Below are 12,870 nucleotides of genomic sequence, written 5' to 3'. Positions count from 1 at the left end.
CTTTTACTAGCAGTACACGGGCAGGATACGCAAGCGGACCGGAAAGCGGGAGGGGGGGGAAGAGGAGAGCGTCCGGCGCGGGCGTGCCGGACGCCGGACGCCGGAAACGTCAGCACTCGATGGCGTTGACCGCCAGGCCACCGCGCGAGGTCTCCTTGTACTTGTCCTGCATGTCGGCCCCGGTGTCGCGCATGGTGCGAATCGCCTTGTCCAGCGACACGAAATGATCGCCGTCACCGCGCAACGCCATCTGGGCGGCGTTGATCGCCTTGACCGAGGCGATGGCGTTACGCTCGATGCAGGGCACCTGAACCAGGCCGCCGATCGGGTCGCAGGTCAGCCCCAGGTTGTGTTCGAGGCCGATCTCGGCGGCGTTCTCGACCTGGGCGGGCGTGCCGCCCATCACCTCGGCGAGCCCGGCGGCGGCCATCGCGCAGGCCGAGCCGACCTCGCCCTGACAGCCCACCTCGGCACCGGAGATCGAGGCGTTCTTCTTGCACAGGATGCCCACCGCGCCGGCGGCGAGCAGGAAATCGACCACGTCGCGTTCGCAGGCGCCGGCCTTGAACTTCATGTAGTAGTGAAGCACCGCCGGGATGATCCCCGCCGCACCATTGGTGGGCGCGGTCACCATGCGGCCGCCGGCGGCGTTCTCTTCATTGACCGCCAGGGCGAAGACGTTGACCCAGTCCATCGCCGAGAAGGTCGAGACGATCAGCCCAGGATCGTCCTCGGCGGCCAGCAACCGCTCGTGCAGCCGCTTGGCCCGGCGCTTGACGTCGAGCCCGCCGGGCAGCACGCCCTCGTGGTGCAGGCCGTTGTCGACACACTCCTGCATCGCTTCCCAGATCCGCCACAGACCGGCACGGATCTCGGCCTCGTCGCGCCAGGCCTTTTCGTTGGCCAGCATCAGTTCGCTGATGCGCAGGCCGTGCAGGCGGCACAGCGCCAGCAATTCACCGGCACTGTTGAAGTCATAGGGCAGCGCGGTGTGATCGACGTCCAGTTCGCCGGCCTGGGCCTGGCGTTCGTCGATGACGAAACCGCCGCCCACCGAATAGTAGGTGTTGCGATAGAGCTCGTCGCTGTGGCCGTGGGCGATCAGGCGCATGGCGTTGGGATGGTGCGGCAGGTTGTCGTCGAGCAACTGCATGTCGCGGGCCCAGACGAAGGGGATCGCCAGCCGGCCGTCCAGCAGCAGGGTCTGGGCCTCCAGCAGCTCTTCGATGCACGGCGCGATGATCGCCGGATCGATGGCGTCCGGCCGCTCGCCCATCAGCCCCATGATCACCGCGCGGTCGGTGCCATGACCGATGCCGGTGGCCGACAGCGAGCCGAACAGTTGAACCTCGATCCGCGCGACCCGTTCGAGCAGGTCCTGTTCGCGCAGCGACTCGATGAAGGTGCAGGCCGCCCGCATCGGGCCGACGGTGTGCGAACTCGACGGACCGACACCGATCTTGAACAGGTCGAACACACTGATGGCCACGCTGCCTCCTCCGTCGTCTCGACGTCTTCTTGTATGAGAATCACTAAACCCGCCAGTCACCAGGCGGGATTGACTCTAGACTGCGCGCCCTTTATACGAGGAACAACCCAGAATAACTGGCTTTCCCTTTAGAATAGCTAAACCATGAGCCGAACACTCAACGCCCAGACCCACGCCTGGCTGAAGGTCTTCGCCGTCAGCGCCCGCCACCTCTCGTTCACCCGCGCCGCGGAGGAACTGCACGTGACCACCGGCGCCGTCAGTCAGCAGATCAAGCAGCTCGAGGAGCGCCTGGGCTTCAAGCTGTTCCGCCGCCTGCCCCGGCGACTCGAACTCACCGACGAAGGGCGGCGCCTGGCCGGCGTGGTCGACGAGGCCTATCAGTCGGTAGGCCAGGAGGTGCGCCGCCTGCGCTCGGGGGTGATGAGCGGTGTACTGCGCCTGCGCAGCGTGCCGTCGTTCCTCGCCAAGTGGCTGATGCCGCGACTGCCGCGGCTGCAGGCACGCTTTCCCGACATCGAACTGCACGTCACCGCCGAGGACAGCAACCTGTCGCTGCGTGACGGCGACTTCGACCTAGCCCTCGACCTCAACGACGGCCATTACCCGGGGCTGGCGATCACGCCATTGATGGACGAGGTGATCTTCCCGGTCTGCGCCCCCGGCCTGATGCGCGGCCGTCCGCCTCTGAGACGCCCCGAGGATCTCGCCTGGTATCCGCTGCTGCACGACGTCACCGCCTGGCGCGGCAGCCACGACTATGCCGAATGGGAGCACTACCTCACCGCCATCGACGCCCCGCACGTCAACGTGAGACGCGGCTACACCTTCAACCGCAACCAGTTGACCATGGAGGCGGCCATCGACGGCATGGGCGTGGCCATCGCCCGCCGCACCCTGATCACCACCGAGCTGCAGACCGGGCGACTGGTCGCCCCCTTCGCGCAGCGGGTGGCCACCGACAAGCACTACGGCATCGTGCACGCCCCCGGGGCGCTCGACGACCGCCGCATCCGTGCCGTGCACGACTGGCTGGTCGAGGAGGCCCGGCGCCAGCCCGGGCAGGATTGAGCACGCGTCAATAGTTGGCAGGCTAACATTTGAGTATAATAAAACCTTAAGAAACGCCGTTTGCCAACTTCCAGCGGGACTCATCGCAATGACTGCACCCTCCCAAGCGCCGACACGGCGCATGGATTTCCAAGCCGCCTGCCTGCGCGCCCTGCTCTACTCACTGGCCACCGCCGCGCAGCTGCTGGCCGTCCAGTGGTACAGCGCGACGCATCACGGCATCGCGTTCAGCGAAGACGGTCTGACCGAGCACCTGCAGTCGCTGCTGTTGGCGGCCGGCGTCCTGCTGCTGGCCACCCAGGCGCCCAAGGGCCGCCCCTATTGCCACGTGGCCAGACTGCTGCTGGGCTTTCTGCTCGCCTCGTCGATCCGCGAACAGGATGCCTTTCTCGACACCCACGTCGCCGACGGTGCCTGGCAAGTGATGGTGGCACTGGTGGTGATTGCCGCGCTCGGCGATACCTGGCGCCACCGGCGGCGCTTTCTCGCCGAATTCCAGGGCTACGCCGACAGCTTCGCCTTCGGGCTGTTTGCCGGCGGCTTCCTGTGCACCTATGTCTTTTCGCGCCTGTTCGGCAGCGAGCGCTTCTGGCAGGCGGTGCTGCAGGATCACTATCTGCGGCTGTTCAAGACGGCGGCCGAGGAAGTCACCGAGACGTTCGGCTATACGCTGATCCTGTTCGCCGTCGTCGAACTGCTGCTGCTGGCCCGCCGCCTGAGACGACGGCGAGCCGACGAACGCCCATGAAAAAGCGCCCGCGAGGAAAACCTCGCGGGCGCCTTTGAACGACGCGCCTGGCGGCGTCGGCGGGCAGCGGCTTACTCGTCGAGGAACGAGCGCAGCGGCTCCGAGCGACTCGGGTGGCGCAGCTTGCGCAATGCCTTGGCTTCGATCTGACGAATGCGCTCACGGGTGACGTCGAACTGCTTGCCGACCTCCTCGAGGGTGTGGTCGGTGTTCATGTCGATGCCGAAGCGCATGCGCAGCACCTTGGCCTCGCGCGCGGTGAGCCCGCCGAGCACGTTGCGGGTGGCCTCGATCAGGCCCTCGCCGGTGGCCGAGTCGATCGGCAGCAGCATGGTGCCGTCCTCGATGAAGTCGCCGAGGTGCGAGTCGTCGTCATCGCCGATGGGCGTCTCCATGGAGATCGGCTCCTTGGCGATCTTGAGCACCTTGCGCACCTTGTCCTCGGGCATCTCGAGACGCTCGCCGAGCTCTTCCGGCGTCGGCTCGCGGCCCATCTCCTGGAGCATCTGCCGCGAGACACGGTTGAGCTTGTTGATGGTCTCGATCATGTGCACCGGGATGCGGATGGTCCGCGCCTGGTCGGCGATCGAGCGAGTGATCGCCTGGCGGATCCACCAGGTGGCGTAGGTCGAGAACTTGTAGCCACGCCGGTACTCGAACTTGTCCACCGCCTTCATCAGGCCGATGTTGCCCTCCTGGATCAGATCCAGGAACTGCAGGCCGCGGTTGGTGTACTTCTTGGCGATGGAGATCACCAGACGCAGGTTGGCCTCGACCATCTCCTTCTTGGCCCGCCGCGCCTTGGCCTCGCCGATCGACAGCCGGCGGTTGACCTCCTTGATCTCGCCCACCGGCAGCTGGATCAGCTCCTCCTCGAAGGCGATCTTGCGCTGGGCACGCTGGACGTCGCCGCGGAACGGCTCGAGGCGATCGGCGTACTTGGGGTTGTCGGCCAGGAAGCGATCCATCCATTCGGGATCGGACTCGCTGCCCGGGAACGTCTTGATGAAGGTCTTGCGCGGCACCTTGCCACGCTTGACGAACACCTGAAGGATCGACTTCTCCTGGTCGCGGACCTGCTCGACGCTGATCCGCACCTGACCGACCAGGCGCTCGAAGTGCTTGGGAACCAGCTTGATCGGCGAGAACAACTCGGCCAGACGCGCCTGCTCGGCATTCGCCTCGGCCGAGCCCAGGCCATGCTTGGCGATCAACGCCTTGACCAGCTCGTTCTGCTCGCGGATCTGCTCGAAGCGCGCCCGCGCCTCCTCGGGATCCGGGCCACCCTCGTTGGAGGAGCTGTCGTCTTCCTCGTCGTCGTCGCTGTCGTCGTCGGACGCCTCGTCACCATCGTCGAGCTCGGCCGCCGGCTCCTCCTCGGGAACCTCGGCCTCGGCCACGCCGGGAATCCCCTCGTCGGGGTCGATGAAACCGGAGAACAGATCGGACAGGCGGCCGGGCGCCTCCTCGTCCTGGGCGGTATCGTAGGCCTCGAGGATCGAGTCCACGGCGCCGGGCAGATAGGCCAGCGCGGACATCACCTCGCGGGTGCCTTCCTCGATACGCTTGGCGATCTCGATCTCGCCCTCGCGGGTCAGCAGTTCGACGCTCCCCATCTCGCGCATGTACATGCGCACCGGGTCGGTGGTACGACCGACGTCGCTTTCCACCGCCGCCAGCGCAGCCACCGCCTCTTCGGCGGCCGACTCGTCGGCGGACTGGTCCGACATCATCAAGGTGTCTTCATCAGGGGCTTCCTCAACGACATTGATACCCATGTCGTTGATCATGCCAATGATGTCTTCCACTTGATCCGGGTCGGCGATATCCTCGGGGAGATGGTCGTTGACCTCGGCATAGGTCAGGAAGCCCTGTTCCTTGCCGCGCGCGATCAACTCCTTCAGACGTGACTGCTGTGCATTTCCAGCCATAGAAACCCTATATCGACGAAGAAGAATGAAGCACCTGAACGAAAAGGCGGTGAGAATCTGACTAAGCCCACTAGTATAGCGGATTTGGTCGACAACCCGCCACTCGTTGTATTTGCGCCGCCATCCAGGTGTGTTAGCTTGTTGGGTTACGCTTTCGTTTGCTTATCCCTTAGATGGGGAGGTTAGGCGATAATTCAACCCTTTGCCCAAATTCCCGCCGGCTCGGGATGCTGGCAGCGGGTCTAGCGCTTGTCCGCGAGGAACAGCGCCGTCAGCCGTTGACGCTCCTCCTGCGAAAGCCGCTCGCCACTCGCCTGCCTGGCCAGCAGGGCGTCGATCTCCTCCTGGGGCGACTGCCGCTGGCGGCGAAAGTGCTCGATCAGACCATCCAGCTCGGCGGCTCGCGCCGAACGCGGGATCAGCAGTTCGCGCCGTGCCAAGGCCTCGAGACGCTGCCCCTCCGGAGTGCCGTGGAAATGCGCCAGCAATACCTGCGGGCTGCGGTAGCGCCCGGCGCGCAACAGCCGGACCACATCGCGACACAACCCCGCATCGCCATCCTCACTATCGGCACACCAGTCGAAATCTTCAGGTAGCCGCTCGGCCAGCCCCGGCTCGTGCACCAGCAGTTGCAGGGCACGCGCCATCAGCGACAGCGCCCCTCGGGAGCGCCGCGGCGCGGCCTCGCCCGGCGCGCCTCCGGCATCGACCGGCGGCATCTCGTCGCCGGCCGGCGCCACCGGCTCGTCCCGACTGCCATCATCCAGCAGCGCCGCAAACCGGCCCTGATCGATGCCGGTACGCGTCGCCAGCTCGCCGAGCAGCAGCGACTTGAGCACTCCTTCCGGCAGGCGCTTCAAGGCTTGGAGCACGCTGCTGGCAAAGCGTTCCCGGTCCTCGACGCGCCGCAGATCCCGCCCCTCGGCAGCCTGCTCGAAGAGAAACTCGGACAGCGGGCTGGCGCAGGTCACCCGGTCGCGGAACGCCTCGGTGCCCTCGCGCCGAACCAGGCTGTCGGGGTCCTCGCCCTCGGGCAGGAACAGGAACCGCACCTGACGACCGTCGATCATCTGCGGCAGGACCGCTTCCAGGGCCCGACGCGCGGCCTGGCGCCCGGCGTTGTCGCCGTCGAAGCAGAACACCACCTCGCCGACCAGCCGGAACAGCCGATTGACGTGCTCCTCGGTCACCGAGGTGCCGAGGGTCGCCACCGCATTGCGGATCCCGAACTGCGCCAGCGCCACCACGTCCATGTAGCCTTCGACCACCACCAGCCGCTCGAGCCGGCGGTCGGCCTGGCGCGCCTCGTGGAGCCCGTAGAGTTCGCGCCCCTTGTGGAACACCGGCGTTTCGGGCGAATTGAGGTACTTGGGCTTGGCATCGCCCAGCACGCGACCGCCGAAGCCCAGGGTGCGCCCCTTCCAGTCGCGGATCGGAAACATCACCCGGTCGCGGAAGCGATCGTAGACGCGCCCGCTGTCCTCGCGACTCACCAGCAGTCCGTACTCGACCTGCACCGCGTCGCTCACGCCCTGCTCGTTGAGGTGGCGCTTGAGCGCCTCCCAGGCATCCGGCGCATAGCCGATCGCGAAGTCGCGGATCACCTCCGGCGACAAGCCGCGGCGCTCGAGGTACTCGCGGCCGGCGCGACCTTCGCCCATCGACAGGCGCTCGCGAAAGAAGCGCGTCGACAGCTCGAGCAGGTTGTCCGCCTCGCGGCGCTTGCGCTCGCGGGCCTGGGCCTGCGGGTCGTCGGCGCCTTCGCGCGGCACCTCCATGCCCAGCCGCGAGGCGAGCTGCTCGACCGCCTCGGGGAAGCGCAGGTTGTCGTACTCCATCAGAAAGCGCAGCGCGTTGCCGTGGGCACCACACCCGAAGCAGTGATAGAACTGCTTGTCCTGGCTGACGGTGAACGAGGGCGACTTCTCCTGATGGAAGGGGCAGAGCCCGGCGTGATTGCGCCCGGCCTTCTTCAGCTGCACCCGCTCGCCGACCACGTCGACCACGTCGACGCGCGAGAGCAGGTCATCGATGAAGCGCTGGGGGATCTGCCCGACCATGCACGCACTCTCGAAAGCAGCCAATGGCGACGGCCCGGACGCCTGGCGCCCGGCCCGCCGGCCACAAAAACAAACGGCCACCGGAGTGGCGGCCGCTTGGCGTCCCTCTGAGGCAGAAACTGCCCCAAGTACGGATCAATACAACCGTTCGAAGCGCTTGCGCTCACGCTGCAGTTTCTTGGCGTGACGCTTCACGGCCGCGGCTGCCTTGCGCTTGCGAACTGCGGTCGGCTTTTCATAGCTCTCGCGACGACGCACTTCGGACAGAACGCCGGCTTTTTCGCAGGAACGCTTGAAGCGACGCAGGGCTACGTCGAACGGCTCGTTATCACGTACTTTGACAGAAGGCATTAAGCACTCACCTACCTTGGAATCATGAGTTCGGTTTGAACGCACGCCCCGATGCGACCCCGATGAGATCACTCCCCGCGCTTCTCGAGAAGCGGGCCCAAGACGGCTGAAGGGGGAGCTGATTCGGGTATCGGGCGCACGACCCAGTCTTGCAGAGTCAGGTATTCTAGTGCCGGATGACGAGCTTTGCAAACCATCGCCGCACGCTCTGCCGGATACGCCGCGAAACGCGTAGAATGGCGCCCTCACCCAGCACCGACGAGCCGAACCATGCGCGTATTGGGGATCGAAACCTCCTGCGACGAAACCGGTGTCGCCCTCTACGACACCGAACACGGCCTGCTGGCCGATGCCCTGTATAGCCAGGTCGCCATGCATGCCGACTTCGGCGGCGTGGTCCCCGAACTGGCCTCCCGCGATCACACCCGCAAGCTGTTGCCGCTGATCCAGGAGGTGCTCGACGACGCCGGCCTCGGCCGCGCCGATCTCGACGGTATCGCCTACACCGCCGGCCCCGGCCTGGTCGGGGCGCTGATGGTCGGTGCCGCGACGGCCCACGGCATGGCCCGGGCGCTGGGCATCCCGGTACTCGGCGTGCACCACATGGAAGGTCATCTACTGGCGCCGATGCTCGAGGACGCGCCGCCGGCCTTTCCCTTCGTCGCGCTGCTGGTCTCCGGCGGGCACACCCAGTTGGTGGCGGTCGGCGGGCTGGGCGACTACCGCCTGCTCGGCGAGTCGGTCGACGACGCCGCCGGCGAAGCCTTCGACAAGACCGCCAAGCTGCTCGGCCTGCCCTACCCCGGCGGCCCCCAGGTCGCCAGGCTGGCCGAGTCCGGCGACCCGTCGCGCTTTCGCTTCCCCCGGCCGATGACCGACCGCCCGGGGCTCGACTTCAGCTTCTCGGGGCTCAAGACCCACACCCTTACCACCGTCAACGCCCTGCGCGAGGCCGGGACCCTCGATGACGCCGGGCGCGCCGACATCGCTCGCGCCTTCGAGGACGCGGTGATCGACACCCTGGCGATCAAGTGCCGCCGGGCGCTGGACGAGACGGGGCTCGAGCGGCTGGTGGTGGCCGGTGGCGTGAGCGCCAACGTGCGCCTGCGCGAGCGTCTCGACGGCGAACTGGCCAAGCGCCGCGCCCGGGCCTACTACCCCCGGGGGCGCTTCTGCACGGACAACGGGGCGATGATCGCTTACGTAGGGGCCCAGCGTCTGCTGGCCGGCGAACGCGACGCCGACGCCATGCTCGCCACGCCCCGCTGGCCACTGGCCGAGCTGAAAGCACCCGCCACCGCGTCATGACGGGGCGATGATCGCGCTCTTCACGCGACAGCGCCCAGCGCCTGCTGGCCGGCGAACGCGACGCCGACGCCATGCTCGCCACGCCCCGCTGGCCACTGGCCGAGCTGAGAGCACCCGCCACCGCGTCATGACGGGGCGATGATCGCGCTCTTCACGCGACAGCGCCCAGCGCCTGCTGGCCGGCGAACGCGACGCCGACGCCATGCTCGCCACGCCCCGCTGGCCACTGGCCGAGCTCACGCCGCCCGCCGCCTGAGAACTCATTCCCAAGCTTCCCGCGATGGGGCGCCGCCGGGGGCTTCCGGCTTATAACCCCGGCTCGCCACCGCCGCGCAGGCGACGGATGTTCCAGGCATGACGCACCAGCACCAGCACCGCGAAGACGCTGACCACCACGGCATAGTCCGGGGCCAGCCAGAGGCTCGCCAGCGGGGCCGCCAGGGCGCTGGACAGCGAGGCCACCGCGGCGGTGCGCACCCGCCAGGCGAGCAGCGCCCAGCAGCAGGCGCACAGCAAGGCCACCCACGGGGTCAGCACCAGCAACACGCCGAAGGCGCTGGCCACCGCCTTGCCGCCACGAAAGCCGTGCCAGAGCGGATAACTGTGACCCAGCAGCACCCCCAGCCCCACCAGCCCCTGGCCCCAGGGCGGCAGCTCGACGGCCTTGGCCAGCCACAGCACGGGCATGCCCTTGGTGGCATCGACGCACAGCGTCGCCAGCGCCAGACGCGTCCCGTGAAGGCGCAACACGTTGGAGAAGCCGGGATTGCGCGAGCCGTGGCGGCGCGGATCCTCGGCCCCGGCGGCGCGGCACACCCATACCGCGCCCAGCAGCCCGCCGCACAGATAGCCGAACGCCATCAGCACGGCGGTAGCGGGGACGAAGGATTCAGGCATGGCGACATCCGCAAAAACGCAGGGGCAACCCGGGATTCTGCCAGTTTGCTGCATTACAATCGAAGGTTTGCACACCGCTGAAGGAGACATCGTGGATCGCGTGCTGATCGAAGGACTGACGGTGGAGACGGTGATCGGCGCCTATGCCTGGGAGCGCACCATCCGTCAGACGCTCGAACTCGACCTGGAACTGGCCACCGACATCCGTCCCGCCGCGGCCGGCGACGAGCTTGCCCGGACGCTCGATTACGCGGCCATCAGCGAGCGCATCCTGGCGTTCGCCGCGGCCAGCGACTTCGCGCTGGTCGAGACCTTCGCCGAACGCCTGGCGACACTGCTGCGCGAGGAGTTCGCCATCGCCTGGCTGCGCCTCACGGTGCGCAAGCCCGGCGCCGTGGCCCAGGCACGCGCGGTGGGCGTGAGCATCGAGCGAGGAGCGGTCTAGATGGTTCGCGTGGTCGTCAGCATCGGCAGCAACATCGAGCGCACCCATCACGTGCGTCGCTGCCTGGACGCCCTGGCCGCCGATTTCGCCGACCTGCGCGTGTCGCGCGTGTTCGAGAGCGAGCCGGTGGGTTTCGAGGACGGTCGCAACTTCTACAACCTGGTCGCGGCCTTCTCCAGCGACGCCTCGGTGGGCGAGTTGCAGGCCTGGTGCAAGCGTCTCGAGTTCGCCCACGGGCGACGCCCGGACAGCCCCAAGTTCAGCCCCCGGCGGCTCGACGTCGACCTGCTGACGGTCGGCGAGCAGCGCGGTCTCATCGACGGCGTCGAACTGCCACGCGCCGAGATCACCGCCAACGCCTTCGTCCTCCAGCCGCTCGCCGAACTGCTGCCGGACGCACTCCATCCGTCCAGCGGCGAACGCTATGCCGATCTCTGGGCACGCTTCACGGTGGACGACCAGCGGCTCTGGCCGGTGACATTCACCTGGCGGGGCCAACGCATTTCCGCGCCGGATTGAGCCGACAAGCGAGAGGAGCCCGACGATGCAACGTCTACTGATCAGCGCCTGCCTGCTCGGCGAGCCGGTTCGCTTCGACGGCGGCCACAAGCGACTGGCCCGCGAGCGCCTCGAGACCTGGCGACGCGAGGGACGCTGCCTCGTCGTCTGCCCCGAATGTCTGGGCGGCCTGCCGGTACCGCGCCCCGCCGCCGAGATCGTCGGCGGCGATGGCCGCGACGTGCTGACCGGCGATGCCCAGGTGGTCGACGACCGGGGAAGGCGCTACGACACGGCCTTCGTCGATGGTGCCCACAAGGCACTGCAGCAGGCACAACAGGCCGGCGTGAGACTCGCCCTGCTCAAGGCGAACAGCCCCAGTTGTGGCAGCGGGACGATTCACGATGGGCAATTCTCGGGTGGGAAGCGCGCCGGTGACGGCGTCTTTGCCAGCCTGTGCCGTCAGGCCGGCATCGAGGTCTTCGACGAGACGCGCTTCGACGCCCTGGCCGAGCGGCTCGCCGAATTGGAGGCCGGTGGCGGTTAACCTTCGCTCGCTTCCAGCGCCCCGGCGATCGCGCCCTGGCGCCGCCGGGCAAGCTCCGCGCCCAGTTCGCCGCCACGCAAGCCCTCGTCGAGCAGTGCCCGCGGCGACACCGCCGCCGCCGCCCGCCAGGCCCGTTCGGCGCACGCGGCCAGCGCGGCGTTCTCGCGCTCGAGCAGCGCCAGCAGCGGCGCGACCCGCTCGCTGCGCCGCCAGGCGTCGATGCCGTCGAACCAGCTGCGCAGCCGCTCGGCCGTCAGTGCCGAGGGCGTCGCCGCCGCCCGCCACAGCCGTCGGGTCAGCGCCACCTGACGGGCCAGGTCCGTGTAGGCATTGGGTACCTTGAGCCGCGCCTGCAACGCTTCCCGCTCGCCGTCGTCGAGGTGCTCGCAGAGCCGCGCCCAGCGCCACTGCGCCGGCATGCCGGCCTCGGTGTCCGGCAGACGGTCGAGCCGCGCCAGCGCCGTCTCGAGATCGGCGCACAGCTCGGGCATCAGCACCATCAGCGCGCCGCACGCGTCGAGACATGCGAAATAGGCCTGCGGACAGGGTTCGCCGAGGGCCTTCTCGGTCTCGGTCCAGACCCGCTCGGCGACCAGGTGGGCGAGCTCGCCGCTCTCGGCCAGCCGGCGCATCAGCGCCTGGGTCTCGTCGGCGACCTGGAACCCCAGCCCCCGATAGCGCGCCAGGAAGCGCGCCGTGCGCAGCACGCGCAGCGGGTCCTCGACGAAGGCCGGTGAAACGTGACGCAGCCGCCGTGCCTCGAGATCGTCGCGGCCGTGGAAGGGGTCGATCAGCGCCCCCTCCGGCGACTCGGCCATGGCATTGATGGTCAGGTCGCGCCGCTCGAGATCCTCCTCGAGGGTCACCGAGGGATCGGCATGCACCACGAAGCCGGTGTAGCCATGGCCCTGCTTGCGCTCGGTGCGCGCCAGGGCGTACTCCTCGTGGGTCTCGGGGTGCAGGAACACCGGGAAGTCGCGCCCCACCGGCTTGAAGCCGCGCCGCGTCATCGCCTCGGGCGTGGCGCCGACCACCACCCAGTCCTGGTCGACCACCGGCCAGCCGAGCCGGGCATCGCGCACGGCGCCACCGACCCGGTAGACCTCGAGCCCCGCGAGACGCCGGTCGCGACTCATCGCTCGACCCGATGCGGGTGGCGGTGCTCCCATTCGGTGAAGCCGCCATCCAGGCTGTAGACCCGCTCGAAGCCCTGGCCGGCGAGCCAGGCGGCGGCCTGCTGGCTGGAGTGACCGTGATAGCAGACCACCACCAGCGGCGTATCGTGGGCGGTCTCGTCGATCAATTCGCCGACGGTGGCGTTGTCGACGTGACGACTACCGGGGATGTGCCCCCGCGAGAAGCTCAACGGGTCGCGGATGTCGATCACGGTCGGCGCGGCACCCGGCGATGCGTCGCCCGGCGAAACGTCGCCCGGCGAGACCTCGCCGTCCAGCCAGCTTTCCAGGGCGAGGTGATCGAGGTGTTCGAAGGCGGGTTGCGGCATGGGGCCTCCTGAGGCATGGGC

At 68.1% G+C, this 12,870-nt stretch carries 13 protein-coding genes; 6 read left to right on the top strand and 7 right to left on the bottom strand.

Annotation, left to right across the window (positions count from 1 at the left end; genetic code table 11):
* Nucleotides 1-109 precede the first annotated feature (109 nt).
* On the bottom strand, nucleotides 110-1,489 hold the full coding sequence (locus tag D0901_RS12385; RefSeq protein ID WP_129140608.1) for an L-serine ammonia-lyase: 1,380 nt from the start codon (nucleotides 1,487-1,489) through the stop codon (nucleotides 110-112).
* Between the two features lie 144 nt (nucleotides 1,490-1,633).
* On the opposite strand from D0901_RS12385, the gene gcvA reads away from it, so the two are divergent.
* Both gcvA and D0901_RS12375 read left to right on the top strand, forming a co-directional pair.
* On the top strand, nucleotides 1,634-2,560 hold the full coding sequence (gene gcvA / locus D0901_RS12380) for a transcriptional regulator GcvA (RefSeq protein WP_129140607.1): 927 nt from the start codon (nucleotides 1,634-1,636) through the stop codon (nucleotides 2,558-2,560).
* Nucleotides 2,561-2,681: 121 nt separating this feature from the next.
* Nucleotides 2,682-3,308 (top strand): hypothetical protein, encoded by a 627-nt coding sequence (locus D0901_RS12375; RefSeq protein ID WP_233440414.1) that lies wholly within the window; start codon nucleotides 2,682-2,684, stop codon nucleotides 3,306-3,308.
* A gap of 71 nt (nucleotides 3,309-3,379) precedes the next feature.
* On the opposite strand, the gene rpoD is transcribed toward D0901_RS12375, so the two are convergent.
* The 3 genes from rpoD to rpsU form a co-directional block, all read right to left on the bottom strand.
* Complete coding sequence (rpoD, locus tag D0901_RS12370) at nucleotides 3,380-5,239, bottom strand: RNA polymerase sigma factor RpoD (RefSeq protein ID WP_129140605.1); 1,860 nt, start codon at nucleotides 5,237-5,239, stop codon at nucleotides 3,380-3,382.
* A 242-nt stretch (nucleotides 5,240-5,481) separates the two neighbouring features.
* Nucleotides 5,482-7,299 (bottom strand): DNA primase, encoded by a 1,818-nt coding sequence (dnaG, locus tag D0901_RS12365; RefSeq protein ID WP_129140604.1) that lies wholly within the window; start codon nucleotides 7,297-7,299, stop codon nucleotides 5,482-5,484.
* Between the two features lie 135 nt (nucleotides 7,300-7,434).
* Nucleotides 7,435-7,650, bottom strand: coding sequence for a 30S ribosomal protein S21 (gene rpsU, locus D0901_RS12360; RefSeq protein ID WP_031382407.1), 216 nt, complete (start codon nucleotides 7,648-7,650; stop codon nucleotides 7,435-7,437).
* Nucleotides 7,651-7,920: 270 nt separating this feature from the next.
* Between rpsU and tsaD the strand changes: the two genes are divergently transcribed.
* A complete protein-coding gene (gene tsaD, locus D0901_RS12355; RefSeq protein ID WP_129140603.1) occupies nucleotides 7,921-8,958 on the top strand; it encodes a tRNA (adenosine(37)-N6)-threonylcarbamoyltransferase complex transferase subunit TsaD in 1,038 nt (345 codons plus the stop codon).
* Nucleotides 8,959-9,264: 306 nt separating this feature from the next.
* On the opposite strand, the gene plsY is transcribed toward tsaD, so the two are convergent.
* Nucleotides 9,265-9,855, bottom strand: a complete 591-nt coding sequence (gene plsY, locus D0901_RS12350) for a glycerol-3-phosphate 1-O-acyltransferase PlsY (protein WP_203234863.1) — start codon at nucleotides 9,853-9,855, stop codon at nucleotides 9,265-9,267.
* A gap of 91 nt (nucleotides 9,856-9,946) precedes the next feature.
* On the opposite strand from plsY, the gene folB reads away from it, so the two are divergent.
* The 3 genes from folB to D0901_RS12335 are packed head-to-tail and all read left to right on the top strand — an operon-like array spanning nucleotide 9,947 to nucleotide 11,345.
* Complete coding sequence (gene folB, locus D0901_RS12345) at nucleotides 9,947-10,300, top strand: dihydroneopterin aldolase (RefSeq protein WP_129140602.1); 354 nt, start codon at nucleotides 9,947-9,949, stop codon at nucleotides 10,298-10,300.
* Nucleotides 10,301-10,819, top strand: coding sequence for a 2-amino-4-hydroxy-6-hydroxymethyldihydropteridine diphosphokinase (folK, locus tag D0901_RS12340; protein WP_129140601.1), 519 nt, complete (start codon nucleotides 10,301-10,303; stop codon nucleotides 10,817-10,819).
* A 25-nt stretch (nucleotides 10,820-10,844) separates the two neighbouring features.
* Entirely contained in the window at nucleotides 10,845-11,345 is a 501-nt protein-coding gene (locus D0901_RS12335; protein ID WP_129140600.1) for a 2-thiouracil desulfurase family protein, read from the top strand.
* Here D0901_RS12335 and D0901_RS12330 read toward each other — a convergent pair.
* A complete protein-coding gene (locus tag D0901_RS12330; protein ID WP_129140599.1) occupies nucleotides 11,342-12,481 on the bottom strand; it encodes a tRNA nucleotidyltransferase/poly(A) polymerase-related protein in 1,140 nt (379 codons plus the stop codon). The two genes, D0901_RS12335 and D0901_RS12330, sit on opposite strands and share 4 nt — an antisense overlap.
* Nucleotides 12,478-12,849, bottom strand: a complete 372-nt coding sequence (gene glpE / locus D0901_RS12325) for a thiosulfate sulfurtransferase GlpE (RefSeq protein WP_129140598.1) — start codon at nucleotides 12,847-12,849, stop codon at nucleotides 12,478-12,480. The genes D0901_RS12330 and glpE overlap by 4 nt, the downstream gene beginning before the upstream one ends.
* Nucleotides 12,850-12,870 lie beyond the last annotated feature (21 nt).

This window comes from Modicisalibacter coralii (assembly GCF_004117855.1).
Classification (GTDB): Bacteria; Pseudomonadota; Gammaproteobacteria; order Pseudomonadales; family Halomonadaceae; genus Modicisalibacter; species Modicisalibacter coralii.
Note: the sequence above shows the minus strand (reverse complement) of the source record. Positions and strands in the feature narration are given on the sequence as shown.

Bases quoted from the DNA above. Each gene is read 5' to 3' on its own strand.
- D0901_RS12335 (WP_129140600.1), top strand. From the start codon at position 10,845: ATGCAACGTCTACTGATCAGCGCCTGCCTGCTCGGCGAGCCGGTTCGC.
- D0901_RS12330 (WP_129140599.1), bottom strand. From the start codon at position 12,481: ATGAGTCGCGACCGGCGTCTCGCGGGGCTCGAGGTCTACCGGGTCGGT.
- D0901_RS12375 (WP_233440414.1), top strand. From the start codon at position 2,682: ATGGATTTCCAAGCCGCCTGCCTGCGCGCCCTGCTCTACTCACTGGCC.
- plsY (WP_203234863.1), bottom strand. From the start codon at position 9,855: ATGCCTGAATCCTTCGTCCCCGCTACCGCCGTGCTGATGGCGTTCGGC.
- folK (WP_129140601.1), top strand. From the start codon at position 10,301: ATGGTTCGCGTGGTCGTCAGCATCGGCAGCAACATCGAGCGCACCCAT.
- rpsU (WP_031382407.1), bottom strand. From the start codon at position 7,650: ATGCCTTCTGTCAAAGTACGTGATAACGAGCCGTTCGACGTAGCCCTG.
- glpE (WP_129140598.1), bottom strand. From the start codon at position 12,849: ATGCCGCAACCCGCCTTCGAACACCTCGATCACCTCGCCCTGGAAAGC.
- tsaD (WP_129140603.1), top strand. From the start codon at position 7,921: ATGCGCGTATTGGGGATCGAAACCTCCTGCGACGAAACCGGTGTCGCC.
- dnaG (WP_129140604.1), bottom strand. From the start codon at position 7,299: ATGGTCGGGCAGATCCCCCAGCGCTTCATCGATGACCTGCTCTCGCGC.
- rpoD (WP_129140605.1), bottom strand. From the start codon at position 5,239: ATGGCTGGAAATGCACAGCAGTCACGTCTGAAGGAGTTGATCGCGCGC.
- gcvA (WP_129140607.1), top strand. From the start codon at position 1,634: ATGAGCCGAACACTCAACGCCCAGACCCACGCCTGGCTGAAGGTCTTC.